Genomic DNA, 22,795 nt, shown 5'->3' with positions numbered 1-22,795 from the left:
TCTACTCGGCCGCCGTCTTGAAGCTCGCCAGGTTGTCGAGGCTCTGGATGATGTGCTCGGCCAGCGCGTTCGACAGCACCGACGGATCGAAGCGGGTCCGCAGCAGGCCGATCTTGCATGAGGGCAAGGTCGCGAAACCTTCGGACGGTCCGAGGATGCGCATGCCCGGCCTCACCGCGCTCTCCGGCAGGACCGAGATCGCCAGTCCGGCCAGGACGGCGGCGCCGACCGCGGTGGAATTCCAGCTCGCATAGAGCACGCGGAAGCGGCGCCCCTTCGATTCCAGCGCATCGACTGCAGCCTGGCGCCAGTTGCAGGTCGGTCGCCCCAGCGCCAGCGGCAGCGGATCCTCCTCATGCACGCTGTGACGTGCCGAGGTGACCCAGAGCAGCGGCTCGATGCGGATGATCTCGCCCTGGCTGCGACTTTCGACATGGGTGATGATCGCGAGGTCGATATCGCCGGTCGCGATCCGCTCCGCCAGCATCGGCGTCGGCTCGCAGACCACCGTGACCTCGGCCCGCGGATTGGAATGGGCGAAGCGCGCCAGGATTTCCGGCAGGTAACGGTCGGCATAGTCGTCGGGCACCCCGAGGCGGATGCGGCCCTTCAGGTCGGCATCTGCGAAGGAGGCGACGCATTCGAGATTGAGGCGCACGATCCGGCGGGCATAGTCGAGCAGTCGCTCGCCATCCTCGGTCAGCTTGGCATGGCGGCCGTCGCGCCCGAACAGGGGACGCCCGACCCGCTCCTCCAGCCGCTTCATCTGCATGGAAACGGCCGATTGCGTCTTGAAGACGATCTCGGCGGCGCGCGTGAACGACCCGGTATCGGCGATGGCGACGAAGGTCTTGAGCTGATCGGCGTCGAGCACATGGGCCATTGGCGATCCCCGTCCACTGTCCATCAATATCAGTGTTGCGAGACATCATAACCATTCGTTTGGCTGATGACCAGAGCTTCGCTAGGGTCTGGGTGCTCTCCGAAGTTCCCTGTCAATGGCGCGTCCGGGCAGGGGGAGAAACCCAGATCAACGTTCCGCACCGCCAAGGAGGCTGTCATGCTGCTCATGACCATCACCGCGAAGTCGCTCTCGACCGTTTCGGCCGGCGTCACGCGTGTTGCCACCATCGGGTTTGCCGGGGCTGTTCAACTCGTGCGTGCGCTCGCCCATCGCCGTGAGGTGATGCGTCTTTCCGCTGAGCTCGACGAGCGAGGACTCAAGGATATCGGCCTCGTCCGCTCGGATATCGATGGCGCGCTGGCGGCATCCTGGCTGGACGATCCGTCCGCCGTGCTGGCGGAGCGCTCGCGCACGTCGTCGGATCTCGCCGCCGCACGGCGCGAGCATGCCCTGCGCCATGCCGGCTCGACGCCGATGCTGGCGAAGAAGGCCGATATTGCGGTTGCACGCTGCGCCTGACCCCTTGGCGTCAGCGTTCCTGCGGGCGGGAGCTTCGTGCTTCCGCCCTTTTTTATGTCTTCAGCAGGTGAAGAGCCGAATCCGCCTCAGCGACGGCCCTGTCCGCCGCCGAGCATGGCGTCGAGGATCGATTTCAGCGCGTTCTGATGGTCGTCCTGGATCTGGCGGCCATGCTCGAACATCTGGTTGAGCGCATCGAGACCGATCGAGCCGGGGCCGGAGGCTGAGGACGAAGGTGGGGCATCCTCGGGCTCGGGTTCCGGCGCGAGCGCACGTCGTGGCGCGCTGCGCGGAGCGGGCGCCGGTTCGGAATCGGGCTGCGGTGCCATGCCGCCGAACATGCCGCCAAGGATCTGGCCGAGCGCGCCGCCGAACGGGTCGGATGGGGCGGCTTGCGGACTGGGCTGCGGCTGCTGGCCGCCGGCCTGTCCGAACATGCCCTTGAGGATCGCCTCGAACGGATTTCCGGGCATCTGCGGCTGCTGCGGCGCCGGCTGCATGCCCGGCATCTGGCCGCGCATCATCTCGGCGAACTGGCCGAGAATGCCGCCCAGGCCCTCGTTGCTCGACGTCTTGGACAGGCCGCCCATCAGCATCGCGGCGATGACCGGCAGCATCTGCTTGAGGATCGCCTGCGAGACGCCGCTGGTCGCGGCCGCCTGCGCCGCGATGGCCTGGCTGACCTCGCGCGAGCCGAAGAGCTGGCTCAGCACGTCGTTGCCGGCATTCTGGGCGCCGGCCGGGATGCCGTAGCCGCCTGCCTCGAAGAAGCGGGCATAGGGCGAGGCCGTCATCATCTGGGCGAGCGACCCGAAGGCGTAGGGGTCTCGCGTCTGCCGCTGCAGCCCCATCGAGAAGGCTGGCAGCAGGGCGTCGAGCGCGGCCTGCGTCTGCTGCAGGCTCAAGCCATATTGCTGGGCGAGGTTCGGCAGCGCCTGCCCGCTCTGGGCCGATTGCATGATATCGAACAGGTTCATCATCGACGCTTCTCCCCGGCCGGCCTTTTGATCTCCAGCCTAGGGCGACGATAGCAGGGTGTCCTTGCCTGGCAAATCGATTGCGGCACGGCGCTCCGCGGCCTTGCGCTCCAGCCTTGTGATCCCGCGAAAGGCGAAGACCAGCGCCAGGACGCCGAAGGCCACGGCCCCCAGTGCGGAGCCCGCGAGCGCGCCCTTCGGCCCGGCGAGATGCGCGCCGAGGAACGCGAGCGGCATCGTGCCCAGGGTGGCACGGCCCCAGCTGAACAGCGTCGACAGGAGCGGCATGCCGAGATTGTTGAAGGCGGCGTTGGCGACGAAGAGCATGCCGACGAAAATCCACATCGGCCCGGCGATCAGGCAGAAGAACAGCACGAGCTCCGCCGTCAGCCCCGTCGCGTGGAAGGCGGAGACGATGGCGCCGCGGAAGGCGAAGAGCAGCGCCCAGGAGACGAGCACGGAGGCGCCAGCGAAGATCGCCGCATCGCTCAGGCCCCGGCGCATTCGGTCGAAGCGCCCGGCGCCCCAGTTCTGGCCGAGGATCGGTCCGACGGCGCCCGACAGCGCGAACAGCACGCCGAAGGCGACCGGGACGAGCCGGTCCATGATCGCGAGCGCAGCGACAGCTGCATCGCCGAATCGGGCGACGACGCTGGCGAAGACAGCATTGGCGATCGGGTTCGAGAGATTGGTCAGGATCGCTGGCCCAGCGATGGCGAAGGTCCGGGCGCTGTCCTGCCGGATGAAGGAGAGGCGCGGCCGCTCGATCATGCCGTGCACGACAACGCAGCCGTGGAAGCCGATGGCGCAGATGATGATCCGCGCCAGCACGATCGCGATCGCGGCGCCGTCCGGCCCGAGCCCGAAGCCGAAGATCAATAGCGGGTCGAGCCCCGCCGTGACGATGCCGCCGCCGAGCGTCACGAACATCGCCCGCCTGGCGTCGCCGATCGCCCGCAGGATGCCGGAAAGGCCCATGCCGATCGCCATCAGGACGTTCGACGGTAGCACGATATGGAGGAAGGAGAGGGCGACCGCGTGCGACTGGTCGCGCGCGCCCAGCAAGCTGAGCAGCCAGGGCAGCAGCGGCAGCGCCGCAAGCGAGATGACGAGCGCCACCAGCGCCGAGAGGGCGATGGTCGAGCCCGCGATGCGCCGTGCCGCCGGTCGATCGCCCGCGCCGATGCTGCGCGAGGTCAGTGCCGTGACGGCGATCATCAGGCCGACATTCACCGAAACCATCAGATAGAGCACGATGGTGGCGAAGCCGACGCCCGCCGTCGCTTCCGGCCGTCCAAGCCAGGAGACATAGAGCAGCGAGAGCAGGTCGACGACGAAGACTGCCATCAGGCCGACCGAGCTCGTCGCGGTCATCACCGCGACATGGCGCATCAACGGACCTTCGAGGAAGACGGCCTGTGGCCGGGCCGAAGCCTGGCTCATCGTTCCGGTTCCCCAACGCCGCCGACGGCGACCTCGGCACCACCATCCTCGATGACCTGCCGCGTTTCAGGCGTAAGCGGCTTCGACTTGGCCTTGGGCGGGACGAGCGGCTCGGGCGAGACGCGCGGCACGCGGTTGATCGCGGCGGCGAGCCCCTCGTGGAACTGGATCTCCATGCGCTGCGCGTCGCGGTCGCGGACATGGTCGATCACCAGATCGGCCTCATCGCGGGTCAGGCCCATGGTTTCCAGTGTGACCCGACCGAAGCCGAGCGCTGATTCGAAGGTCTCGCGCATCTGGAAATCGACATTCGCCTTCATCAGCTCGATCGCGTGGATGCGGTCATAGGCTCTCACATGCAGGCGCACGCTCGGGAACTCGGCCTTGACCATCTCGACGATCCGCAGTGCCGCCTGCTTGTCGTCGACGCAGATGCAGATGACGCGAGCCTTGCCGGCGCCCGCCGCGCGCAGCACGTCGAGGCGGGTGCCGTCGCCGTAATAGATCTTGAAGCCGAACTGCGCCGCCGAGCGGATGCGCTCCACATCGGAATCGATCACCGTGACGTCGATATGCTGGAGCAGCAGCGCCTGCGTCACGATCTGGCCGAAGCGGCCGAAGCCGATCACCATCACCGGGCTGTCGCCGACGCCGTCATAGTCTTCGTCCATCGTCGCGGGCGCGATGCGGGCCAGCAGCACGGCATCGATCAGCTTGGCGACGACGGGGCCGAGCAGCATGCTGATCGCGGCAAGCGCCGTGATCATCGCCGATTGCTGAGCGGTCAGCAGCCCGTTCGCTAGGCCGAGCGGCAGGAGCACGAAGGCGAATTCGCCGGCCGGCGAGAGCAGGGCGCCGGCCCGGATCGCCTCGAGCCAGGACGAGCAGGACAGCCGCAGGATCGAGGTCACGACCGCGATCTTGAACAGCACTAGCAGCGGGGCCGCGAGCGCTAGCAGCATCCAGTTGTCAGCGACGAGCTTGAGGTCGAGCGACATGCCGACCGCCATGAAGAACAGGCCGAGCAGGACACCGCGGAAGGGCTCGATATCGGCTTCCAGCTCATGCCGGAAATGCGAGTCGGCCAGCATCACGCCCGCAAGGAAGGCGCCCATCGCCATCGAGAGCCCGACATGCTCCATCAGCAGCGCCGATCCGAGGACGATCAGCAGCGCGGCAGCCGTCATCACGTCCTTCGCGCCGGTATGGGCGAGGATGCGGAAGAACGGGTTCATCACGTAACGCCCGGCCAGCACGATCAGGACGAGGGCGACGAGCGCGATGCCGAGGCTCGCCAGCGCCATCATCGGGCTGCCGGTCTCGTGACCGCTCGTGGTGGCGAGCAGCGGCAGCAGCGCCAGCACCGGCGCGATCGCCATGTCCTGGAACAGCAGGATCGAGAAGGTGCGCCGGCCATAGGTTTCGTTGCCGTCGCCGCGCTCCTCCAGCAATTGCAGCGCGATCGAGGTCGCGGAGAGCGCGAGCGCCACGCCGACGGCGACCGCTCCCGCAGCGGACAGGCCGAAATACCAGCCGGCGAGGCCGATGCCGCCGGCGCTGAGCGCCATCTGTGCGAGGCCGGAACCGAGGATGTCCTTGCGCATCGAGTAGAGTCGCGAAGGCTGCAATTCGAGGCCGACGAGGAAGAGCAGCAGCACGACGCCGATCTCGGCGGTGCCGCGGATCGCGTCGGGATCCTTGATCACGCCGAGGATCGAGGGGCCGATGACGATGCCGGCCGCGAGATAGCCGAGCACCGCCGATTGGCCGAGCTTGCGGAAGAGCGGGACGGCGATCACCGCCCCGGCGCAGAAGGTTAGGATCGGCGGGAGATAGCTGGCATGCGAGGCGACGTCGGCCATGCGGGACTCGGGGCTTTGGGAACGGGCTTGGCGGTCCGGCGCGGCGCTCGGCGTGGCGGGCCGCCACCGTATCTAGGGGTTTGCGGGCGATCCTGCGAGAGGCAATCGGCACATGGCCGCCCGACCTGCGCCGCTTCGCTTCCTTGACATCGCGCCGATCGCGCCGAAAGAAGACGCGGACCGATTGGAGTTTCCTCTGCGCGTGACAAAGCCGCCGCTCGACATCCTGCTCTGCGCCCCGCGCGGCTTCTGCGCCGGGGTCGTGCGCGCCATCGACGCCGTCGAGAAGGCGCTCGCGCTGCATGGCGCGCCGGTCTATGTCCGCCACGAGATCGTCCATAACAAATACGTCGTCGAATCCCTGAAGCGGAAAGGCGCCGTCTTCGTCGCCGAGCTCGACGAGGTGCCCGACGAAACGCGGCCGGTGATCTTCTCGGCCCATGGCGTCGCCAAGGCGGTGCCGGCGGCGGCGAAGGCGCGCAACCTCTTCGCCATCGACGCGACCTGTCCGCTCGTCACCAAGGTCCATCGCGAGGCCGAGGTTCATCACAAGCGCGGCCGCCATATCCTGCTCGTCGGCCATGCCGGCCACCCGGAAGTGATCGGCACGATGGGCCAGCTCCCCGAGGGCGCGATCACCCTGATCGAAACGCTGGAGGACGTCGCGACGCTTCAGGCGCCGGAAGGCCAGCCGCTTGCCTATGTCACCCAGACCACGCTTTCGGTCGACGACACCCGCGGCATCGTCGAGGCCTTGCAGGCCCGCTTTCCGGAGCTGATCGCCCCGCACAAGGAAGATATCTGCTACGCCACGACCAACCGCCAGGAGGCGGTGAAGCGCGTCGCGCCGCAGGTCGACGGGCTGATCGTCGTCGGTTCGCCCAATTCCTCGAATTCGCAGCGTCTGCGCGAGGTCGCCGAGCGTGCCGGCTGCCCGGTGGCGCGGCTCGTCCTGCGCACCGACGAGATCGACTGGTCGGTCTTCGGCCAAATCCGCAGCCTCGGCATCACCGCCGGCGCGAGCGCGCCCGAGGTGCTGGTCGAGGAGATCATCGACGCCTTTGCCGCGCGCTACGAGGTTCGTGTCGAGACCGTCTCGACCGCCGACGAGAACGTCTTCTTCCCGCTGCCGCGCGAGTTGCGCGGCGAGGCGACGCCGGACGCGGCCGAGTAATTCCAGCAAAAAGAGTACGATCGTGGCCGTCTATACCGAAGTGCCCGATGACGAGATGGCCGCCTTCGTGGCGCGCTACGGCATCGGCGAACTCCTCTCCGCCAAGGGCATCGCCGAGGGCGTCGAGAACTCGAACTACCTCATCCGCACCACGCAAGGGTCCTTCATCCTCACCCTCTACGAGAAGCGGGTGAATCCGGACGACCTGCCGTTCTTCCTCGGTCTGATCCAGCATCTCGCCTCGCGCGGGGTGATCTGCCCGCAGCCGGTCAGCGACAGCCGTGGCGAGATGCTCGGCCGTCTCGCGGGCCGTCCGGCCGCGATCGTCACCTTCCTCGACGGTCTTTCGGTGCGCCGGCCGACCGCCGCGCATTGCCAGGAGCTCGGCCGCGGCCTCGCGCTGCTGCATCAGGCCGGGGCCGATTTCCCGATGGAGCGGGTGAATGCGCTCTCCGTTCCCGGCTGGCGCCCGCTGGCCGAGCAGGCCGGCACTGACGCCGACAAGGTCTCGCCCGGTCTCGCGCGCCGCGTCGCGGCCGAGACCGCCGTGCATGAGGCGGGCTGGCCACAAGACTTACCGCGCGGCGTGATCCACGCCGATCTCTTCCCCAACAACGTCTTCTTCCTCGGCGACAGGCTCTCGGGCCTGATCGACTTCTATTTCGCCTGCACCGACGCCTATGCCTATGACCTCGCAATCTGCCTGAACTCCTGGTGCTTTGAGGCCGACGGCTCGTTCAACCTGACCAAGGGCCAGGCCATGCTGGCCGGCTACGAGAGCGTGCGGGTGCTGAACGAGGCGGAGGTCGAGGCGCTGCCGCAGCTCTGCCGCGGCAGTGCCTTACGCTTCCTGCTGACGCGATTGGTCGATTGGCTGAACGTGCCGGCCGGCGCGCTGGTGAAGCCGCATGATCCGCTCGAATACGACCGCAAGCTTGCCTTCCACCAGCGCGTCGCCGATGCCCGCGAATACGGGCTGAAGCGGTGAGTGCTGATACGGTCGAAGTCTGGACGGATGGCGCCTGCTCGGGCAATCCCGGTCCCGGCGGCTGGGGTGCCATCCTGACCTTCAACGGCGTCGAGAAGGAGTTGTCCGGCGGCGAGGCGCAGACCACCAATAACCGGATGGAGCTGATGGCGGCGATCGCGGCGCTGGAGGCATTGAAGCGGCCGGTCACGGTCGCGCTGCACACCGACAGCCAGTATCTGCGGCAGGGCATCACCGGCTGGATTCATGGCTGGAAGAAGAACGGCTGGAAGACGGCCGACCGCAAGCCGGTCAAGAACGCCGAGCTCTGGCAGCGCCTCGAAGCGGCGCTCGGCCGCCACAAGATCGAGTGGAAATGGGTCAAGGGCCATGCCGGCGACGCGATGAACGAGCGCGCCGACGCGCTGGCGCGAGCCGGTATGGCGCCGTTCAAGAGCGGCGGTCGTTGAGGCTCAGCCCAGCGGCTGGCGATAGACGATGAAGCCCGACTTGTCGGCGACCTTGTCGTAGAGCGCCTGCCCCTGCAGGTTGGATTCATGTGTTTGCCAGTAGACGCGGTAGCAGTTCTTCGCCCGCGCCATCTCGTTCACGGCCCCGATCAGCTTGCGGCCGACGCCGGTGCCGCGCGATTCCGGCACGGTGAATAGGTCCTGCAGATAGCAGATCGGCTTCTCGCTCCAGGTCGTGCGGTGGATGACCCAGTTGACCATTCCGAGCGCCTTGTCGCCCTCGAAGGCGAGGAAGCCGCCCATCGGCTCCTGGCCGCCGGTCAGGCGCCCGAAGGTGATCGCGTCGATCTCCGGCGGCAGCGTCGCCTTGTAGAAGGTCAGGTAGCCATGCCAGAGCGGCGTCCAGGCCTCTCGGTCGGTCGCGGCAAGCGGGCGAATGGTGATCTCGGCCATCGGTGTTCTCCTCCGATCCGGAAGCTAGCCGGGGCTTCGCGGCTTGTCTCATGACAAGCGCAGATCGGATCGATCAGTTGATCTGGTCTGATGCCAGGAAACGCTCGACAGCGCTGGCGCTCAAAGCCTGAGCGGGATCTTCCCTCCAAAGATCGAGAATGATGGCCGCCAAGCGGGCTCTCGCCCGCTTCTGCTGCTGGCCGCCGACAGTGTTGACGCTGTTCACCGCCATCCAAGCTGCATCGAAAGCGCCAGCCAATTTTGCCAACTCCGCAGGTTCGACAACGAAGCCTTGAAACGGCATGTGCTCCCCCATGCGTCAGAGAAATGGAGCATTTTAAGAGGCAGCGCACGCCTCGCAATGTCAAAAGCTAGGTCCGCTTTCGACCCATAGCGGACTTGGCGCAACGGCTTCTGCCGGGTAATTCAAAGCCGAATATCGCAACTGCCTGAGCAGTTCAATTGGAGGCAGGCGGGTGATCAGGCGCTGCGAAATGGATGCAATTCGGCTGGCATTGCGAGACGCTTCGTCGGATCAAATTGACATCGAGAAGACTGGCACGCAGTTCCGCGACAGAACAGGTTACGATCTCCAGTTCTACCTAGGTATTGAACTCATTACCCCCTTGGATCTTGGAAAGCTGAGATACAGGCGTTTCCAGGCCAATTTCGCTATCAATGACCGCTATCACCCCTTCCACGTCTTCGTGCATAGCGCAACATCTGTGGAACTTGAGAAGTGGGATGACAGAGAGCTGCTTCCAGATGACGATGCCTACGTAAAAATCGTCCTTGAAGGCACGGAAGAGTTTTGAGCTATTCGCGGCCTGGACAGCGAATGCCTGCTTCCGACCCGTTGCGGACCTACCTCGGACAACGGTAGCATCCCACCAGAATGCCAGTGAGGCGCTGCTACAACTGAGGCCATGACAGCCCACGCATACAATATTCTCGGCGCAACACTGATCGGTTGTGCGATCCTGATGCTAGTTGTCACCCGCCACTTCGCACGTCGCTATCCGTCCGGATTCGGCGCTGGAAACTTCGCTACCTTGGTGCCCGCTCTAGCCATGGCCGCAACGTTTGCTGGCCTTTTGTGCCTATTAAACGCGTTCGCGTTGACGCTCTTCGGGTGACTTGCTTCAACGTCCGCTTCCGACCCTTTGCAGACATTTACCCTATCCGGCCAGCCAACAAAAAAGCCCGCGCAGCGGCTGCGCGGGCTCCAATCTGTTTCCGTGTCCTCAGGCTCAGAGCTTCTCGATCATCGCCGCGGCGCCGGAGGCTTCCGCCTTGCCGGCGGCTTCCTCGACATTGAGCTCCTTCACCACGCCGTCCTCGACCAGCATCGAGTAGCGCTGCGAGCGGGTGCCGAGGCCGAAGCCCGAGCCGTCCATCGAGAGGCCGATCTCCTTGGCGAAATCGGCATTGCCGTCCGAGAGGAACTCGATCACGCCGGTGCCGCCGGTCGCCTTCGACCAGGCGTCCATGACGAAGACGTCGTTGGTGCTGGTCACCATGATGGCGTCGACGCCCTTCGCCTTGATCTCGGCCGCCTTCTCCAGATAGCCCGGCAGATGGTTGCGGTGGCAGGTCGGGGTGAAGGCGCCGGGAACGGCGAAGAGCACCACCTTCTTGCCGCTGAACAGGTCGTCGGTCGTGCGCGCGGCAGGGCCGTCGGCGGTCATGACGCGGAACGTCGCCTGTGGAAGCTTGTCACCCACCTTGATGGTCATGAGCCTGTCTCTCCGTGAAGCCTGCGGCCAACCGGGCCGCCCGGCTTGACGGATTAGGGCTTGCCGGCGGGGATGTCGAGTTCCAGCCGCGTCTCGATCGGCCGCGGCGTGCCGCGCACGGTGAAGATCAGCGGGGTCGGACCAGCCGCGCCCTTCGGCCGCTCGTCGATCCGGATCTGGGCGACGACCGTCCCGTCCGCCTGCGCCGTCAGGCGGGATTTGCCGAAGGACCACATGCCCGATCCCTCGACGAAAACGTCCTCGATGCGGCCTTCCGGCGGCGGCTGCAGCACGAGCCGCAGGCCCGGATCGACCACGCTGTCATCGGGCCCGGCCTCGATGATCGCGATCTTCTCCTTGTGGGTTCCGGGCTTGGCCGGCACCGGCACGCGCGCCTCGTAGCTTTCGAGGCGGGGCGAGGTCACCATCGTCACGCCGGGCTCGAGCCACAGGCTCGCCTCGCCCTTGGCGGGAATGCAGATTTTCTCGCAGACGGCATAGTCGAGCTTGAGCACGACCAGCACCGGCCGCGTCGGATCGACGGGCTGGACCGAGATCGGGATCACGACCTCGCCGGCATAGCCGATGGAGTAGCCGGCCGAATCCTGGAAACGCTCCGGCACCGGCCAGCGCACGTCGAGCCCGCCGATATTGGTCGAGCCCGACCAGTCGAAAGCCGGCGGCACGCCGAACTGCCCGGGGCTGCGCCAATAGGTCTTGTAACCCGGCGACATCGCGATCTCGACGCCGACACGCTGCTTGCCGGTCGCGGTGGTCGGGCCGGCGATCAGGCGCAGCTTCGCGTGCTCGCTCGCCGACCAGGGCGAGGTGGCGGCCTCGGTCATCGCCTCCTGGGCGCGAGCAGCGGAGCCGAGCGCCAGGGGCAGCAGGGCGAGCAGGGGAAGAATGCGGTTCACGGGTCCAGCCTTTACCGATTGCGACCCTGAAAAGCGAACAAAACCTGTCATCCTCCGCCGGTCCGTGCCCATGTGACACGCCCCGAACCTTGCGCAGGATTGGGGCACAATCGCGATAGTGCGAACGCCGACCGTCGCGATGGCACACGCGCACGCGAACGTGATCCGGGCGGCAATGCTACGGCCTGTGCGCCCTTCGACAGGGCGCGGCTGCAAGCCAAGCCTTGCCGACCCTCCCCGACAGCCTCTAGCATGCACCTCATGAAGATCGGCTCACAATCGCGCACCGCTGGCCGCAGCTATCTCGACGGGCAATGCCTGATCGCGATGCCGGGTATGGCCGATACGCGCTTCAGCCGCAGCGTCGTCTATGTCTGTGCCCATTCCGAGGACGGGGCGATGGGCATCATCGTCAACAAACCGGCGGGCGACACGAAGTTCCCCGAGCTGCTCGTCCAGCTCGACGTGATTCCCTCCGAGGAGCTGATCCGGCTGCCGAGCCGGGCCGAGCGGATGCAGGTGCTGCGCGGCGGCCCGGTCGAGACCAAGCGCGGCTTCGTCCTGCATAGCGCCGATTTCTTTCTGGAATCGGCGACCCTCCCGATCGACGAAGGCATCTGCCTGACGGCGACGCTGGACATCCTGCGCGCCATCGCCAATGGCGACGGGCCGGAGAATGCGGTGCTGGCGCTGGGCTATGCCGGCTGGGCCGCCGGCCAGCTCGAAGCCGAGATTCAGTCCAATGGCTGGCTGCATTGCGCTGCCGATCCCGAACTGCTCTTCGACGAGGGCGTCGAGACCAAGTACAGCCGGGCGCTGAACAAGATCGGCATCGACCCGGCGTTCCTGTCGCGCGAGGCCGGGCATGCCTGAGTTCCGGCGGGCCGTCATTCTCGGGCGGAGCGAAGCAAAGACCCGAGAATCTCAGGCAGGGTAGGCGCTTTTCCGTCCCGAGATGCTCGGGTCAAGCCCGAGCATGACGCCTTGATCAAGCCGCTTCGGTCGCCGCCGCAGCCGCGGCACCCATCAGCCGGCGTGCTTCCGCCGCCGTCATCGGCTGGCCGAAGATGTAGCCCTGCGCGTATTGGCAGCCGAGCTGGTAGAGCTCGATCGCATCCGACTCGCTCTCCGCGCCCTCGGCGACGACATCCATGTGGAGGTCGGCGGCGAGCTGCACGATCGAGCGCAGGATCACCGGCGGGCGGCCGTTGCCCATCTGGCGCACGAAGCTCTGGTCGATCTTGATGGTGTCGAACGGGAAGCGCTGCAGATAGGACAGCGAGGAATAGCCCGTGCCGAAATCGTCGAGCGAGAGGCCGGCGCCGAGATCGCGGATGCGCTGCAGCATCTGCGCGGCATATTCCGGGTTCTCCATGACGAGGCTCTCGGTGATCTCCAGCTTCAGCGTGCCCGGCAGCACGCGCCGCCGGCCGAGCACGGTCTTCACGTCGTGCAGCAGGTCGTGGCGCAACAACTGCCGGCTGGAGACGTTGACGCTGGCGAAGATCGGCGGATCGACCTCCAGGGCCGCCTGCCAGGCTTCGAGTTCGCGCGCGGTCTTGTCCATGACATAGACGCCGAGATCGACGATCAGCCCGGTTTCCTCGGCGATGGCGAGGAAGTCCTGCGGCATCAATCGGCCTTCGCGCGGATGGTCCCAGCGCACCAGCGCCTCGAACCCGGCGATGGTGCGGTCCTCCAGCCGGACGATCGGCTGGTACACGACCTGGATCTCGCCGCGCTCGATCGCCCGGCGCAGGTCGCTTTCCAGCGCGAGCCGGTCGTTGCGGTCGGTCCGCATCGCCGGCACGAAGACCTCGATCTTGTTGCCGCCCTGACGCTTGGCATGAGCCATGGCGAGCTCGGCGTTCTTCAGCGCGTCTTCCTTGCGCGAGGCCGGCGCCGGATCGAACAGCGCAAGCCCGATCGAGGGCGTCAGCACGATCTCGCGCTCGGCGTAGGTGATCGGCGTCGAGACGGCGCGGCGCACCAGCTCGGCCAGCGCCAGGATGCGCTCGGGATCGCGCTCCGAGACGAGGATCATGGCGAAGGTGTCGCCGCCGATGCGGGCCAGCGTGTCCTGTGCGCGCAGCAGGCGGCCGAGACGGCGCGCCAGCGTCAGCAGGATCGAATCGCCGGCCGAGAAGCCGACCGACTCGTTCACCTGCTTGAAACGGTCGACATCGATGACCAGCACGGTCGGGCGGATATTGTCGTCGGCACGGGTGAAGCCGAAGATCGCCCCCAGCCGGTCCTGGAACAGCTTGCGGTTGGGCAGGCCGGTCAGATTGTCATGGACAGCGTCGTGCAGCAGCCGCTCCTGCGCGGTGCGCTGCTCGGTGACATCGGTGAGCGTCCCGATGACGCGGATGACCTCGCCGTCCGAGCCGATCACCGGGCGCGCCTTGACGTTGACCCAGTGATAGGCGCCGCTGGCGGCGCGCAGGCGCAGGTCGAGATTGAGCTTGCCGCGGCGCTGCTCCAGCACGGCATCGAGCGTGACGCGATAGCGGTCGCGATCGGCGACGTGCATGTGCTCCAGCCAGCGGGCGGCCGAGCCTTCGAGCGAGCCCTTGGGCAGGCCGAGCAGCGCCTCGATCTGCGGGGAGACGAAGACCTTGTCGGAGCTGACATCCCAGTCGAAGACGAGGTCGCCAGAGCCGGAGAGCGCAAGCGCCCGGCGCTCCGTATCCGAGACCAGACCCTGCGAGATCGCGCCGCCGGCAAAGGCATGCTGGATCACGGTGAAGCCGATCAGCAGCACGATCAGGACGAGGCCGCCCAACAAGGCAGGCGCGACGAGATCGCGTTGAAACTGCCCGGTCACCGTGAAGCTTGCGGCGGTCACCCAGACGGCGAGCAGGAACCAGGTCGGGATCAGCATCACCGCCCGCTCGTAGCCATGCGTCGCCAGATGCACGACGAGGATGAAGCCGATCGCCGCCACCGCCGCGATCGAGATGCGCGCGATGCCGGACGCCATCGGCGCGTCGAAGACGGCCAGGCCGATCAGCCCGGCAAGGCCGAGAATCCAGATCGCCGTGACATGGCCGTAGCGCACATGCCAGCGGGACAGGTTGAGATAGGCGAAGAGGAAGACGAGCAGCGTCGCCGCCAGCACCACCTCGGCGCCGGCGCGATAGATTCGCTCGATCGCCGGCGTCAGCGGGAACAGGCGCTGGAAGAAGCCGAAATCGAGGCCGGCATAGGCCAGCACTGCCCAGGCCAGTGCTGCCGCGGCCGGGAAGATCACCGCGCCCTTGACCACGAAGATGATGGTCAGGAACAGCGCCAGCAGGCCGGCGATGCCGATGATGATGCCCTTGTAGAGCGTCAGCCCGTTGGTCTTCTGCCGATAGGCCTCGGCCTCGTAGAGATAGAGCTGCGGCAGGTTCGGCGATTTCAGCTCGGCGACGAAGGTCACGGTCGTGCCGGGGTCGAGCGTGATCAGGAAGATGTCGGCATCGGGGCTGGGCTCGCGATCGGGCGCAAGGCCCTGGCTCGCCGTCACCGCCTCGATTCGCTTGTCGCCGAGATCAGGCCAGATCACACCGGAGCCGATCAGCCGGTGGAAGGGCGCGACCAGCAGGCGGTCGATCTGCTCGTCCGAATCGTTGGTGAGCGCGAAGACGATCCAGTCCGGTCGCGCGCCGGCCTCGCGGGCCTTGACGGCGATACGCCTGACGATGCCGTCCGGCCCCGGCGCGGTGGAGATCTGGATGACGTCGCCGTCGGACTTGTTGCGCTCGACGACATGGGTCAGGTCGATCACGGGGGCATCGACGGGAACGCGGACTGCCTCGACGGCCTGGGCCGGCAGGGCAGTCGCGCAGAACCACAGGACAAGGCCGGCCAGAGCGAGGCCGGCCCGGAAGATGCGCTCGAAAATGGACAAGCTGTGCTCGGCTCTCAGGCGGGAAGCGATCATTCGAAATTTAACGAAAAGCCCTATCGGCCGCTGATGGCAAGGGCAAGGCGGAGCTGGCCTGTGATCAACCGCGGCGATCACGGCCTGTTTCCGGGCGGCACGTCGCTGGCCAGCACGCCGTAAAGCAGGTGATCGGCCCAGTTTCCGTTGATCTTGAGATAGGCGCGCGCCAGCCCTTCATGCCGGAAACCGACCCGTTCGAGCAGGCGCCGCGACGGCTCGTTGTTCGGCAGGCAGGCCGCCTCGACCCGGTGCAGGGCGAGATCGGAGAAGGCGAAGCGCACGGCGCCGCGCACGGCCTCCGTCATATGGCCCTTGCCGGCATGGCGCCGCCCCATCCAGTAGCCGAGCGTGCAGGCCTGCGCGACGCCGCGCCGGACCAACCCGAGGGTCAGCCCGCCGAGCAGGGTCTCCGTATGCGTCTCGAAGATGAAGAGCGAATAGGCCTCGTCGGTCGAGATTTCGCGGGCCGCGCGCTTGGCGCGTAGCCGGAAGGAGGTGCGGGTGAGGTCGTCCTCGTTCCAGGTCGGCTCCCACGGCGCCAGGAATTCCCGGCTTTCCATGCGCAGCGCGCTCCAGGCCGCATGGTCGCCGGCTTGCGGTGCGCGCAGATAGAGATTCGGCGTCCGGATCAGCGGGCGGCTTGGCGGCTCGCTCGGGAAACGGAAGAGCGCCATTGCGGTTCAGTCCGCAGCCCGGGCCGCGTGGCGCAGGCGCTTGGCCGGCGGCAGTCCCTGAGTCGGGCCGACCGCCGCGATCGTCGGCTGGTGGCCCAACAGCGAGCGGCCGGCGGCGCGCACATCCTCGAGCGTCACGGCATCGAGCCGGGCGGCGAGCTCCTCGCGCGGGATCGCCCGGCCGAAGAGCAGAACCTGCCGCGCCATCTGCTCGAGCTTGCCGCCGGGGCTCTCGAGCGAAGCCAGCAGCCCGACCTTCATCTGGGCGCGGGCACGCGCGACCTCGGCCTCGCTGACGTCTTCCGCAGCCTGGCGCAGGCAGCCGAGAGCGACCTCGATCAGTTCGCCCGCATCCTCCGGAGCGGTCCCGGCGCCGATGCCGAAGACGCCGCAATCGGAGAAGGGCCAGTGGAAGGCATCGATCGCATAGGCGAGGCCGCGCTGCTCGCGCACCTCCTGGAACAGGCGCGACGACAAGCCGCCGCCGAGCACCGAGGCGAAGATCTGGAGCGGGTAATGCGTGCCGCCGGTGAAGGGCAGGCCGGGCAGGCCGAGCACGAGATGGACCTGTTCCTCGTCGCTGCCGATGCGCGCTTCGCCGCCGCGGTACTCGCCGGCTTCGCGCGTGAGAGGCGCGGCCGGCGGTGCCGGAAGATTCGACAGATGCTGGCTGGCGAGTGCGACGAGCTCGTCATGATCGACGGCGCCCGACGCTGCGAGCACCATGTTGCCGGCATGATAGTTGCGGGCGAGATAGGCGCGGATCGCGCCAGGCGTGAAGCCCTTGACCGTCTTGGCGGTGCCGAGGATCGGCCGGCCGATCGGCTGGTCCGGGAAGGCGGCCTGCAGGAAGCGATCGTAGACGAGATCGTCAGGCGTATCCTGGACGGCCGAGATCTCCTGCAGGATCACGCCCTTCTCGCGCTTCAGTTCTTCCTCGGTCAGCGATGGCGAGGTGATGATGTCGGCGAGGATGTCGACGGCCAGGCCCAGGTCGGAGCCGAGCACGCGGGCGGTGTAGCAGGTATATTCGACCGAGGTCGCGGCATTGAGATCGCCGCCGACGCTCTCGATCTCCTCGGCGATTGCGAGCGCGCTGCGGCGCGCCGTGCCCTTGAACGCCATATGCTCGAGCAGATGGGCAAGCCCATGCTCATCAGGCATTTCATCGCGCGAGCCCGCACCGATCCAGATGCCCAGCGAGACGGTCGCGGCATGGTCCATACGCTGCGACACGACGCGCAGGCCGGAGGGCAGGGCAGTCAGCGCGACATCGGGATCGTGAGGTCCTTCCGGTCGCGCGGGGGCGGCGAACTCGGTGGTCTCGTTAGGAACAGCCGCGCTCACGCTGCCGCTCCGCGCACGGCCCGCGCATGCTCGCGCACGAAGGCCTCGATCGTGCCGAGATCGTTGGGCAGCGGCGTCATCCGTTCCTTGCGCTCCATCAGGTCGGCAAGATGGGCCGGAAGCGCCGGCTCGATGCCGCTTGCCGCCTTCACCGCCGCCGGGAACTTGGCAGGATGGGCGGTGCCGAGCACGATCATCGGTGTCGTCGAATCGCGCTTCAGCGCCTGCCGCGCGGCGGCGACACCGATCGCGGTATGCGGATCGAGCAGGTAACCGGCCTCGCTCCAGCTCTTCTTGATCTCGCCCGCGATCTCGTCCTCGCTCTGCGAGGCCGCGTCGAACTCGCTGCGGATGCGCTGGAGCGCCTCGCCCGCGATCTCGAAGCGGCCGGATTGCTGCAGTGATTGCATCAGCCGGCGCACGGCAGCGCCGTCGCGGCCATGCGCCTCGAACAGCAGCCGCTCGAAATTCGAAGAGATCTGGATGTCCATCGAGGGCGAGGTGGTCGCCGCGACGCCGCGCATCTCGTAGGCGCCGGTTTCGAGCGTGCGCACCAGGATGTCGTTGCTGTTGGTCGCGATGCCCAGCCGCTCGATCGGCAGGCCCATCTGCTTGGCGACCCAGCCGGCGAGGATGTCGCCGAAATTGCCGGTCGGGACGGTGAAGGAGACCTTCCGGCCTGGCCCGCCGAGCGAGACGGCCGCCGTGAAGTAATAGACCACCTGCGCTGCGATGCGCGCCCAGTTGATCGAATTGACGCCGGACAGGCCGATCTCGTCGCGGAAGGCGTGATGGTTGAACATCGCCTTCACGAGATTCTGGCAGTCGTCGAAGGTGCCCTCGACAGCGATGGCATGGACGTTCGGGGCATCGACGGTGGTCATCTGCCGGCGCTGCACGTCCGAGACGCGGCCTTCCGGATAGAGGATGAAGACGTCGACGCTCTTCAGCCCCTTGAAGGCGTCGATGGCGGCGCCGCCGGTATCGCCCGAGGTCGCGCCGACGATGGTGGCGCGCTGGCCGCGCTGGCCGAGCACATGGTCCATCAGGCGCCCGAGCAACTGCATCGCCACGTCCTTGAAGGCGAGCGTCGGGCCGTGGAACAGTTCCAGCACGAAGAGATTGTCGCCGATCTGGGTCAGCGGGCAGACGGCCGGATGGCGGAAGCCGGCATAGGCCTCGCGGATCATGCCCGAAAGCGCCCCGCTCTCGATGTCGCCATCGCTCAGCGCGCCGAGCACGCGCTCGGCGACGCTCGTATAAGGCTTGCCGGCGAAGCCGGCGATCTCCGCGGCGGAGAGCGTCGGCCAGCTCTGCGGCAGATAAAGCCCGCCGTCACGGGCGAGCCCGGTCAGCAATGCGTCGGAAAAGCTGAGCGCCGGGGCTTCGCCCCGGGTGGAAACATGCAGCACGGTCTTGGCCTCGATGATCTCAGCCTGATGCTATAGGCCGGTCCGGCGCATTCGGCAAAAGGGTTGCGCGCTCAGCTTGCCGCCGCGCCCTTGCGGGCCTGCCAGACGAAGGCGGCGAACACCCCGAGCAGCGTCAGCGCCAGCCCGAACCAGGTCAGCGCATATTGCAGGTGGTTGTCCGGAATGCGGCCGATCAGCTCGCCTACATCGACGCCGGCCGGCGGCGTCATGCCGTCGCCCTCGCGCGCCGCTTCCAGGTAGAACGGCGCCGGCGGCTGGCCGAGGGAGGCTGCGATCGCGGCGGGGTCGCGCGTGTAGAATTCGCGGATCGCCGGCAGATCCTGCGGGGTGAAGCTGTTGCGCGCCTCCGGAGCCCGCAGGAAACCATTGATCGTATCGGGCCCGCTGGCCGGGCCGATCTGGCCGAGCCGGCCCTCCGGCACGAAGCCGCGATTGACCAGGATGACGCCGCCATCCTCCAGCTTGAACGCCTGAAAGATCCAGCGCCCGAAGCCGGAGAGCTGCCGGCTGCCGGGCGGGCCGGCGGCGATCGTGGTGCGCACGCCGGCGATCCCGTCGATATAGCTGCCCCTGGCGACGACATGGGTCAGGTCGAGCGCAGCAGGATCGAGCTTCGCCCAGTCGGCGCTCGGTGGCATCGGGGCGGGGGCTCCGGCTGCCTGCTGCTGGAGGCGGTCGATATAGGCGTGCTTCTCATCCATCCGCTCGAGCTGCCAGGCGCCGAGCGCGCACAGGACGACGGTGCCGACGATGGTCAGCAGCGTCAGCAGGAACAGCCGGGGCTTGCGCGGAGCGGGTGTCGACGTGGCGGTCACGGCTCTCGCCTGCCTTCCTCGGCCTTGTGGGCATATTGCAGGGCGACGGCGAGCCCCTTCATTGGCCGGAGCAGGCCGACGCACAGGATGATGGCCAGCGGCAGCCACATCATCAGGTGCAGCCAGATCGGCGGCTCATAGGCGATCTCGACATAGAGCGCCGCGCCGAGCACGACGAAGCCGGCGATCAGCATGATGAACACGGCCGGGCCATCGGCCGAATCGGCGAACTTGTAGTCGAGCCCGCAGGCATTGCAGCTTGGTTTGAGCTTGAGGAAGCCGTCGAACAGCGCGCCCTCGCCGCAGCGCGGGCAGCGCCCCGCCAGGCCCGTCGCATAGGGAGAGGGGAGGGTGGGTTCAGAATTGGCCATCGCAGCCTCCCAGAGCATCGGCCTGAAACGTGAAACGCGGTTTTCGGGAAAGCCGATGCACAATCACAGGACAGAAACAGGAAAGGCGGCCTCGCGGCCGCCTCTCGTCAGACGTTGACCGCGAGAGCGCGGTGGAGCGCAAGGTCAGTGCGCGGCGGCAGCGTGCGCGCCGGCGCCCCAGACGTAGATCGCGGCGAAGAGGAACAGCCAGACCACGTCGACGAAGTGCCAGTACCAGGCGGCGAACTCGAAGCCGAGATGCTGCTCCGGTTTGAAGTGGCCGAGATAGGCCCGGTACAGGCAGATCGCCAGGAAGATCGTGCCGATGAAGACGTGGAAGCCGTGGAAGCCGGTCGCCATGAAGAAGGTGGCGCCGTAGATATTGCCGCTGAAGGCGAAGGTGGCGTGCGAATATTCGTAGAGCTGGCAGATCGTGAACAGGATGCCCAGGATCACGGTGAGCCACAGCCCCTGCTTCAGGCCTGAGCGGTCATTGTTGATCAGCGCGTAATGCGCCCAGGTCACCGTCGTGCCCGAGGTCAGCAGGATCAGCGTGTTGAGCAGCGGCAGGTGCCAGGGGTCGAAGGTCTCGATGCCCTTGGGCGGCCAGTGCCCGCCGGTGAAGTCGTAGCGGAGATAGTTGATCTCCTCGCCGACGAAGAGGCTCGCGTCGAAATAGGCCCAGAACCAGGCGACGAAGAACATCACCTCGGAGGCGATGAACATGATCATGCCATAGCGGTGATGGATCTGGACGACGCGGGTGTGGTGGCCTTCCTTTTCGGCCTCGCGCACCACGTCCATCCACCAGGCGAGCATGGTGTAGAGCACGCCGAGCAGACCGGCGCCGAAGACGAGCGGGCCGATATGCATGCCGCCGACCGGCAGCGCCTTCATCCACATCACCGCGCCGATCGCCATGATCGTCGCGCTGGCGGCGCCGACGAGCGGCCACGGGCTCGGATCGACGAGGTGGTAGTCGTGGTGCTTCGTATGGGCCCCGGCCATCGTATTCAGTCTCCGCGTACGGCTTTTTGTCCGCGCTTCTGCTCTAGCGCGTTCTACAGTTTCGGATTGCCCGCGTCACCCTTGACGGAGCCGGCCTTGTCCTCCGCGACGGGCTGGCCCGACTTGGAGGCAAAATAGGTATAGGACAGCGTGATGGCGTGGACCCCGTCGAGCTCGCGATTATCAGCGATTTCGGGGTCGATATAGAACACCACCGGCGCCTCGAAGCTCTCGCCGGGCTTCAGCGTATGCTCGGTGAAGCAGAAGCACTGGATCTTGACGAAATAGGCCGCGCCCTTTTCGGGAGCGATATTGTAGGTCGCGATGCCGGTGACCGTGCGGTCCGAGCGATTCGTCATCTTGTAGAACACGGTCTGGGTCGCGCCGACCTGGACCTTGATCTCCGGGCTCTCGGCCTCGAATTTCCAGCCCAGCCCCGGCGCGACATTGGCGTCGAAGCGCACCGACATGGTCCGGTCGAGGATCCTGCCGGCGCCGGCCGTTCCGGTCATCGGCGTGCCGCCGAAGCCGGTGACCTTGCAGAACAGGTCGTAGAGCGGCACCGCGGCAAAGGACGCGCCGAGCATGCCGAAGGCGATGCCGGTGCAGATCAGTGCGGTGCGCGCCGGATTGCCCTTGCGCGGCTGGAGAACGGGATCGGTCATCACAGCGGCCGGTTCAGGACGGCGGGGCCGATTTTCACCAGCGTCACCGCGAAGAAGAAGATCACGAGCCCGCCGAGCACCAACGCCAGCGCGATGGAGCGGCGGCGGCGGCGCGCCATGTCCTCGGGCGAGAACGCAGCGGGAGCGGAGTGCTGAGGACGCTGGTCGCTCATCCCAGCACCTTCGGCAGGGCCCACATCAGGCCGAAGCCGTTTTCGACGATCAGCACGGCGAACAGCAGGAACAGATAGAGGATCGAGAAGCCGAACAGCGACCAGCAGGCCTTGGTCGCGGCCGGGCCTTCGCTCCGCAGCCAGACCTGGATCGACAATGCGATCATGACGAGCCCGGTCGAAACCGAGACGGCGAGATAAAGCAGCCCCCCGAAACCCATCAGCGCGGGCAGGACGGCGACCGGCGCCATGATCAGCGAATAGAGCACGATCTGCCGGCGGGTCGCGGCCGGGCCGGCGACGTTGGGCATCATCGGAATGCCGGCGCGCGCATAATCGCCGGACTTCACCAGCGCCAGCGCCCAGAAATGTGGCGGCGTCCACAGGAAGATGATCGCGAACAGGACGAGCGAGTGCCAGCCGAAATTGCCGGTCACCACGGCCTCGCCGATCATCGGCGGGAAGGCGCCGGCGGCGCCGCCGATCACGATGTTCTGCGGCGTCCAGCGCTTCAGCCACATCGAGTAGACGACGGCGTAGAAGAAGATGGTGAAGGCGAGCATCGCTGCGGCGAGCGCATTGGTGACGAGGCCGAGCACCAGAACCGAGCCGACCGACAGCGTCAGCCCGAAGGCCAGCGCCTCGGAGGGCAGGACGCGGCCCGAGGGGATCGGCCGCTTGGCGGTGCGGCTCATCAGCGCGTCGATATCGGCGTCGTACCACATGTTGAGGCAGCCCGACGCGCCGGCGCCGACCGCGATCGCCAGCAAGGCGGCGAGGCCGAGCACGGGATGCACCGAGCCCGGCGCGGTGGCCATGCCGGTCAGCGCGGTCACGATGACCAGTGACATCACGCGCGGCTTCAGCAGCGCGAAAAAGTCACGCGCTTCGCCGGTGGAGGCTGTCAGGCTCTCGGTGCGGGTTTCGAACGCAGCAGACATCAGTCGAATCGTCTT

The 22,795-nt window shown here is 66.9% G+C and carries 24 protein-coding genes; 6 read left to right on the top strand and 18 right to left on the bottom strand.

Annotated elements, in window-relative coordinates; genetic code table 11:
* Position 1: 1 nt before the first annotated feature.
* Positions 2-883, bottom strand: coding sequence for a LysR substrate-binding domain-containing protein (locus AC1RLU_RS11140; protein WP_061964910.1), 882 nt, complete (start codon positions 881-883; stop codon positions 2-4).
* Positions 884-1,060: 177 nt separating this feature from the next.
* Between AC1RLU_RS11140 and AC1RLU_RS11135 the strand changes: the two genes are divergently transcribed.
* On the top strand, positions 1,061-1,423 hold the full coding sequence (locus tag AC1RLU_RS11135; RefSeq protein WP_061964908.1) for a DUF1127 domain-containing protein: 363 nt from the start codon (positions 1,061-1,063) through the stop codon (positions 1,421-1,423).
* 86 nt (positions 1,424-1,509) lie between these two features.
* Here AC1RLU_RS11135 and AC1RLU_RS11130 read toward each other — a convergent pair whose 3' ends face one another.
* Genes AC1RLU_RS11130 through AC1RLU_RS11120 form a run of 3 tightly spaced genes read right to left on the bottom strand, consistent with a single transcriptional unit; the run spans position 1,510 to position 5,705 of the window.
* Entirely contained in the window at positions 1,510-2,403 is an 894-nt protein-coding gene (locus tag AC1RLU_RS11130) for a DUF937 domain-containing protein (protein ID WP_492795554.1), read from the bottom strand.
* A gap of 36 nt (positions 2,404-2,439) precedes the next feature.
* Complete coding sequence (locus AC1RLU_RS11125) at positions 2,440-3,843, bottom strand: MATE family efflux transporter (protein ID WP_492795553.1); 1,404 nt, start codon at positions 3,841-3,843, stop codon at positions 2,440-2,442.
* Positions 3,840-5,705: a monovalent cation:proton antiporter-2 (CPA2) family protein gene (locus AC1RLU_RS11120; protein ID WP_091855906.1), complete on the bottom strand. Its 1,866-nt coding sequence runs from the start codon at positions 5,703-5,705 to the stop codon at positions 3,840-3,842. The genes AC1RLU_RS11125 and AC1RLU_RS11120 overlap by 4 nt, the downstream gene beginning before the upstream one ends.
* A gap of 202 nt (positions 5,706-5,907) precedes the next feature.
* Between AC1RLU_RS11120 and ispH the strand changes: the two genes are divergently transcribed.
* Genes ispH through rnhA form a run of 3 tightly spaced genes read left to right on the top strand, consistent with a single transcriptional unit; the run spans position 5,908 to position 8,316 of the window.
* A complete protein-coding gene (ispH, locus tag AC1RLU_RS11115) occupies positions 5,908-6,879 on the top strand; it encodes a 4-hydroxy-3-methylbut-2-enyl diphosphate reductase (protein ID WP_142114923.1) in 972 nt (323 codons plus the stop codon).
* 22 nt (positions 6,880-6,901) lie between these two features.
* Entirely contained in the window at positions 6,902-7,867 is a 966-nt protein-coding gene (locus tag AC1RLU_RS11110; RefSeq protein ID WP_492795552.1) for a homoserine kinase, read from the top strand.
* Positions 7,864-8,316 (top strand): ribonuclease HI, encoded by a 453-nt coding sequence (rnhA, locus tag AC1RLU_RS11105; RefSeq protein WP_142114924.1) that lies wholly within the window; start codon positions 7,864-7,866, stop codon positions 8,314-8,316. The genes AC1RLU_RS11110 and rnhA overlap by 4 nt, the downstream gene beginning before the upstream one ends.
* Before the next feature lie 3 nt (positions 8,317-8,319).
* On the opposite strand, the gene AC1RLU_RS11100 is transcribed toward rnhA, so the two are convergent.
* Both AC1RLU_RS11100 and AC1RLU_RS11095 read right to left on the bottom strand, forming a co-directional pair.
* Positions 8,320-8,769, bottom strand: a complete 450-nt coding sequence (locus AC1RLU_RS11100; RefSeq protein ID WP_492795549.1) for a GNAT family N-acetyltransferase — start codon at positions 8,767-8,769, stop codon at positions 8,320-8,322.
* A 73-nt stretch (positions 8,770-8,842) separates the two neighbouring features.
* Positions 8,843-9,073: a hypothetical protein gene (locus AC1RLU_RS11095; RefSeq protein WP_492795548.1), complete on the bottom strand. Its 231-nt coding sequence runs from the start codon at positions 9,071-9,073 to the stop codon at positions 8,843-8,845.
* A 172-nt stretch (positions 9,074-9,245) separates the two neighbouring features.
* Here AC1RLU_RS11095 and AC1RLU_RS11090 point away from each other — a divergent pair, with 172 nt between their 5' ends.
* Entirely contained in the window at positions 9,246-9,584 is a 339-nt protein-coding gene (locus AC1RLU_RS11090; protein ID WP_492795546.1) for a hypothetical protein, read from the top strand.
* Positions 9,585-10,019: 435 nt separating this feature from the next.
* Here the strand turns inward: AC1RLU_RS11090 and AC1RLU_RS11085 are convergent, their stop codons facing one another.
* Complete coding sequence (locus AC1RLU_RS11085; protein WP_492795545.1) at positions 10,020-10,505, bottom strand: peroxiredoxin; 486 nt, start codon at positions 10,503-10,505, stop codon at positions 10,020-10,022.
* Between the two features lie 53 nt (positions 10,506-10,558).
* A complete protein-coding gene (locus AC1RLU_RS11080; protein WP_170843303.1) occupies positions 10,559-11,422 on the bottom strand; it encodes a protein-disulfide reductase DsbD domain-containing protein in 864 nt (287 codons plus the stop codon).
* Positions 11,423-11,683: 261 nt separating this feature from the next.
* Between AC1RLU_RS11080 and AC1RLU_RS11075 the strand changes: the two genes are divergently transcribed.
* Complete coding sequence (locus tag AC1RLU_RS11075) at positions 11,684-12,295, top strand: YqgE/AlgH family protein (protein WP_113585658.1); 612 nt, start codon at positions 11,684-11,686, stop codon at positions 12,293-12,295.
* A gap of 115 nt (positions 12,296-12,410) precedes the next feature.
* On the opposite strand, the gene AC1RLU_RS11070 is transcribed toward AC1RLU_RS11075, so the two are convergent.
* From AC1RLU_RS11070 to AC1RLU_RS11025, 10 genes are all read right to left on the bottom strand, one after another.
* Entirely contained in the window at positions 12,411-15,350 is a 2,940-nt protein-coding gene (locus AC1RLU_RS11070) for an EAL domain-containing protein (protein WP_492795542.1), read from the bottom strand.
* A 77-nt stretch (positions 15,351-15,427) separates the two neighbouring features.
* On the bottom strand, positions 15,428-16,027 hold the full coding sequence (locus AC1RLU_RS11065) for a GNAT family N-acetyltransferase (RefSeq protein ID WP_061964876.1): 600 nt from the start codon (positions 16,025-16,027) through the stop codon (positions 15,428-15,430).
* 6 nt (positions 16,028-16,033) lie between these two features.
* Positions 16,034-17,293, bottom strand: coding sequence for a M16 family metallopeptidase (locus AC1RLU_RS11060; protein ID WP_244511918.1), 1,260 nt, complete (start codon positions 17,291-17,293; stop codon positions 16,034-16,036).
* Between the two features lie 77 nt (positions 17,294-17,370).
* A complete protein-coding gene (gene thrC / locus AC1RLU_RS11055; protein ID WP_492795540.1) occupies positions 17,371-18,786 on the bottom strand; it encodes a threonine synthase in 1,416 nt (471 codons plus the stop codon).
* A 71-nt stretch (positions 18,787-18,857) separates the two neighbouring features.
* Positions 18,858-19,622 (bottom strand): SURF1 family protein, encoded by a 765-nt coding sequence (locus tag AC1RLU_RS11050; protein WP_061964872.1) that lies wholly within the window; start codon positions 19,620-19,622, stop codon positions 18,858-18,860.
* Positions 19,619-19,993 (bottom strand): DUF983 domain-containing protein, encoded by a 375-nt coding sequence (locus AC1RLU_RS11045; protein WP_113585700.1) that lies wholly within the window; start codon positions 19,991-19,993, stop codon positions 19,619-19,621. Before AC1RLU_RS11045 ends, AC1RLU_RS11050 begins: the two co-directional genes overlap by 4 nt.
* Before the next feature lie 144 nt (positions 19,994-20,137).
* Entirely contained in the window at positions 20,138-21,001 is an 864-nt protein-coding gene (locus tag AC1RLU_RS11040) for a cytochrome c oxidase subunit 3 (RefSeq protein WP_061964870.1), read from the bottom strand.
* Positions 21,002-21,054: 53 nt separating this feature from the next.
* The gene (locus AC1RLU_RS11035) at positions 21,055-21,666 is read right to left on the bottom strand and encodes a cytochrome c oxidase assembly protein (protein WP_061964868.1); all 612 of its coding nucleotides are present in this window, start codon (positions 21,664-21,666) and stop codon (positions 21,055-21,057) included.
* Positions 21,666-21,839, bottom strand: coding sequence for a cytochrome c oxidase system small membrane protein (locus tag AC1RLU_RS11030; protein ID WP_170843302.1), 174 nt, complete (start codon positions 21,837-21,839; stop codon positions 21,666-21,668). Before AC1RLU_RS11030 ends, AC1RLU_RS11035 begins: the two co-directional genes overlap by 1 nt.
* Complete coding sequence (locus AC1RLU_RS11025; RefSeq protein ID WP_061964866.1) at positions 21,836-22,780, bottom strand: heme o synthase; 945 nt, start codon at positions 22,778-22,780, stop codon at positions 21,836-21,838. The genes AC1RLU_RS11030 and AC1RLU_RS11025 overlap by 4 nt, the downstream gene beginning before the upstream one ends.
* Between the last annotated feature and the right edge of the window lie 15 nt (positions 22,781-22,795).

The organism is Allobosea sp. GW822-FHT05A11, from assembly GCF_058800455.1.
Note: the sequence above shows the minus strand (reverse complement) of the source record. Positions and strands in the feature narration are given on the sequence as shown.

Excerpts from the sequence above, each read along its gene's own strand:
- AC1RLU_RS11140 (WP_061964910.1), bottom strand. The coding sequence starts at position 883 with ATGGCCCATGTGCTCGACGCCGATCAGCTCAAGACCTTCGTCGCCATC.
- AC1RLU_RS11135 (WP_061964908.1), top strand. The coding sequence starts at position 1,061 with ATGCTGCTCATGACCATCACCGCGAAGTCGCTCTCGACCGTTTCGGCC.
- AC1RLU_RS11130 (WP_492795554.1), bottom strand. The coding sequence starts at position 2,403 with ATGATGAACCTGTTCGATATCATGCAATCGGCCCAGAGCGGGCAGGCG.
- AC1RLU_RS11125 (WP_492795553.1), bottom strand. The coding sequence starts at position 3,843 with ATGAGCCAGGCTTCGGCCCGGCCACAGGCCGTCTTCCTCGAAGGTCCG.
- AC1RLU_RS11120 (WP_091855906.1), bottom strand. The coding sequence starts at position 5,705 with ATGGCCGACGTCGCCTCGCATGCCAGCTATCTCCCGCCGATCCTAACC.
- AC1RLU_RS11100 (WP_492795549.1), bottom strand. The coding sequence starts at position 8,769 with ATGGCCGAGATCACCATTCGCCCGCTTGCCGCGACCGACCGAGAGGCC.
- AC1RLU_RS11095 (WP_492795548.1), bottom strand. The coding sequence starts at position 9,073 with ATGCCGTTTCAAGGCTTCGTTGTCGAACCTGCGGAGTTGGCAAAATTG.
- AC1RLU_RS11085 (WP_492795545.1), bottom strand. The coding sequence starts at position 10,505 with ATGACCATCAAGGTGGGTGACAAGCTTCCACAGGCGACGTTCCGCGTC.
- AC1RLU_RS11075 (WP_113585658.1), top strand. The coding sequence starts at position 11,684 with ATGAAGATCGGCTCACAATCGCGCACCGCTGGCCGCAGCTATCTCGAC.
- AC1RLU_RS11070 (WP_492795542.1), bottom strand. The coding sequence starts at position 15,350 with ATGATCGCTTCCCGCCTGAGAGCCGAGCACAGCTTGTCCATTTTCGAG.
- AC1RLU_RS11065 (WP_061964876.1), bottom strand. The coding sequence starts at position 16,027 with ATGGCGCTCTTCCGTTTCCCGAGCGAGCCGCCAAGCCGCCCGCTGATC.
- AC1RLU_RS11045 (WP_113585700.1), bottom strand. The coding sequence starts at position 19,993 with ATGGCCAATTCTGAACCCACCCTCCCCTCTCCCTATGCGACGGGCCTG.
- AC1RLU_RS11040 (WP_061964870.1), bottom strand. The coding sequence starts at position 21,001 with ATGGCCGGGGCCCATACGAAGCACCACGACTACCACCTCGTCGATCCG.
- AC1RLU_RS11035 (WP_061964868.1), bottom strand. The coding sequence starts at position 21,666 with ATGACCGATCCCGTTCTCCAGCCGCGCAAGGGCAATCCGGCGCGCACC.
- AC1RLU_RS11030 (WP_170843302.1), bottom strand. The coding sequence starts at position 21,839 with ATGAGCGACCAGCGTCCTCAGCACTCCGCTCCCGCTGCGTTCTCGCCC.
- AC1RLU_RS11025 (WP_061964866.1), bottom strand. The coding sequence starts at position 22,780 with ATGTCTGCTGCGTTCGAAACCCGCACCGAGAGCCTGACAGCCTCCACC.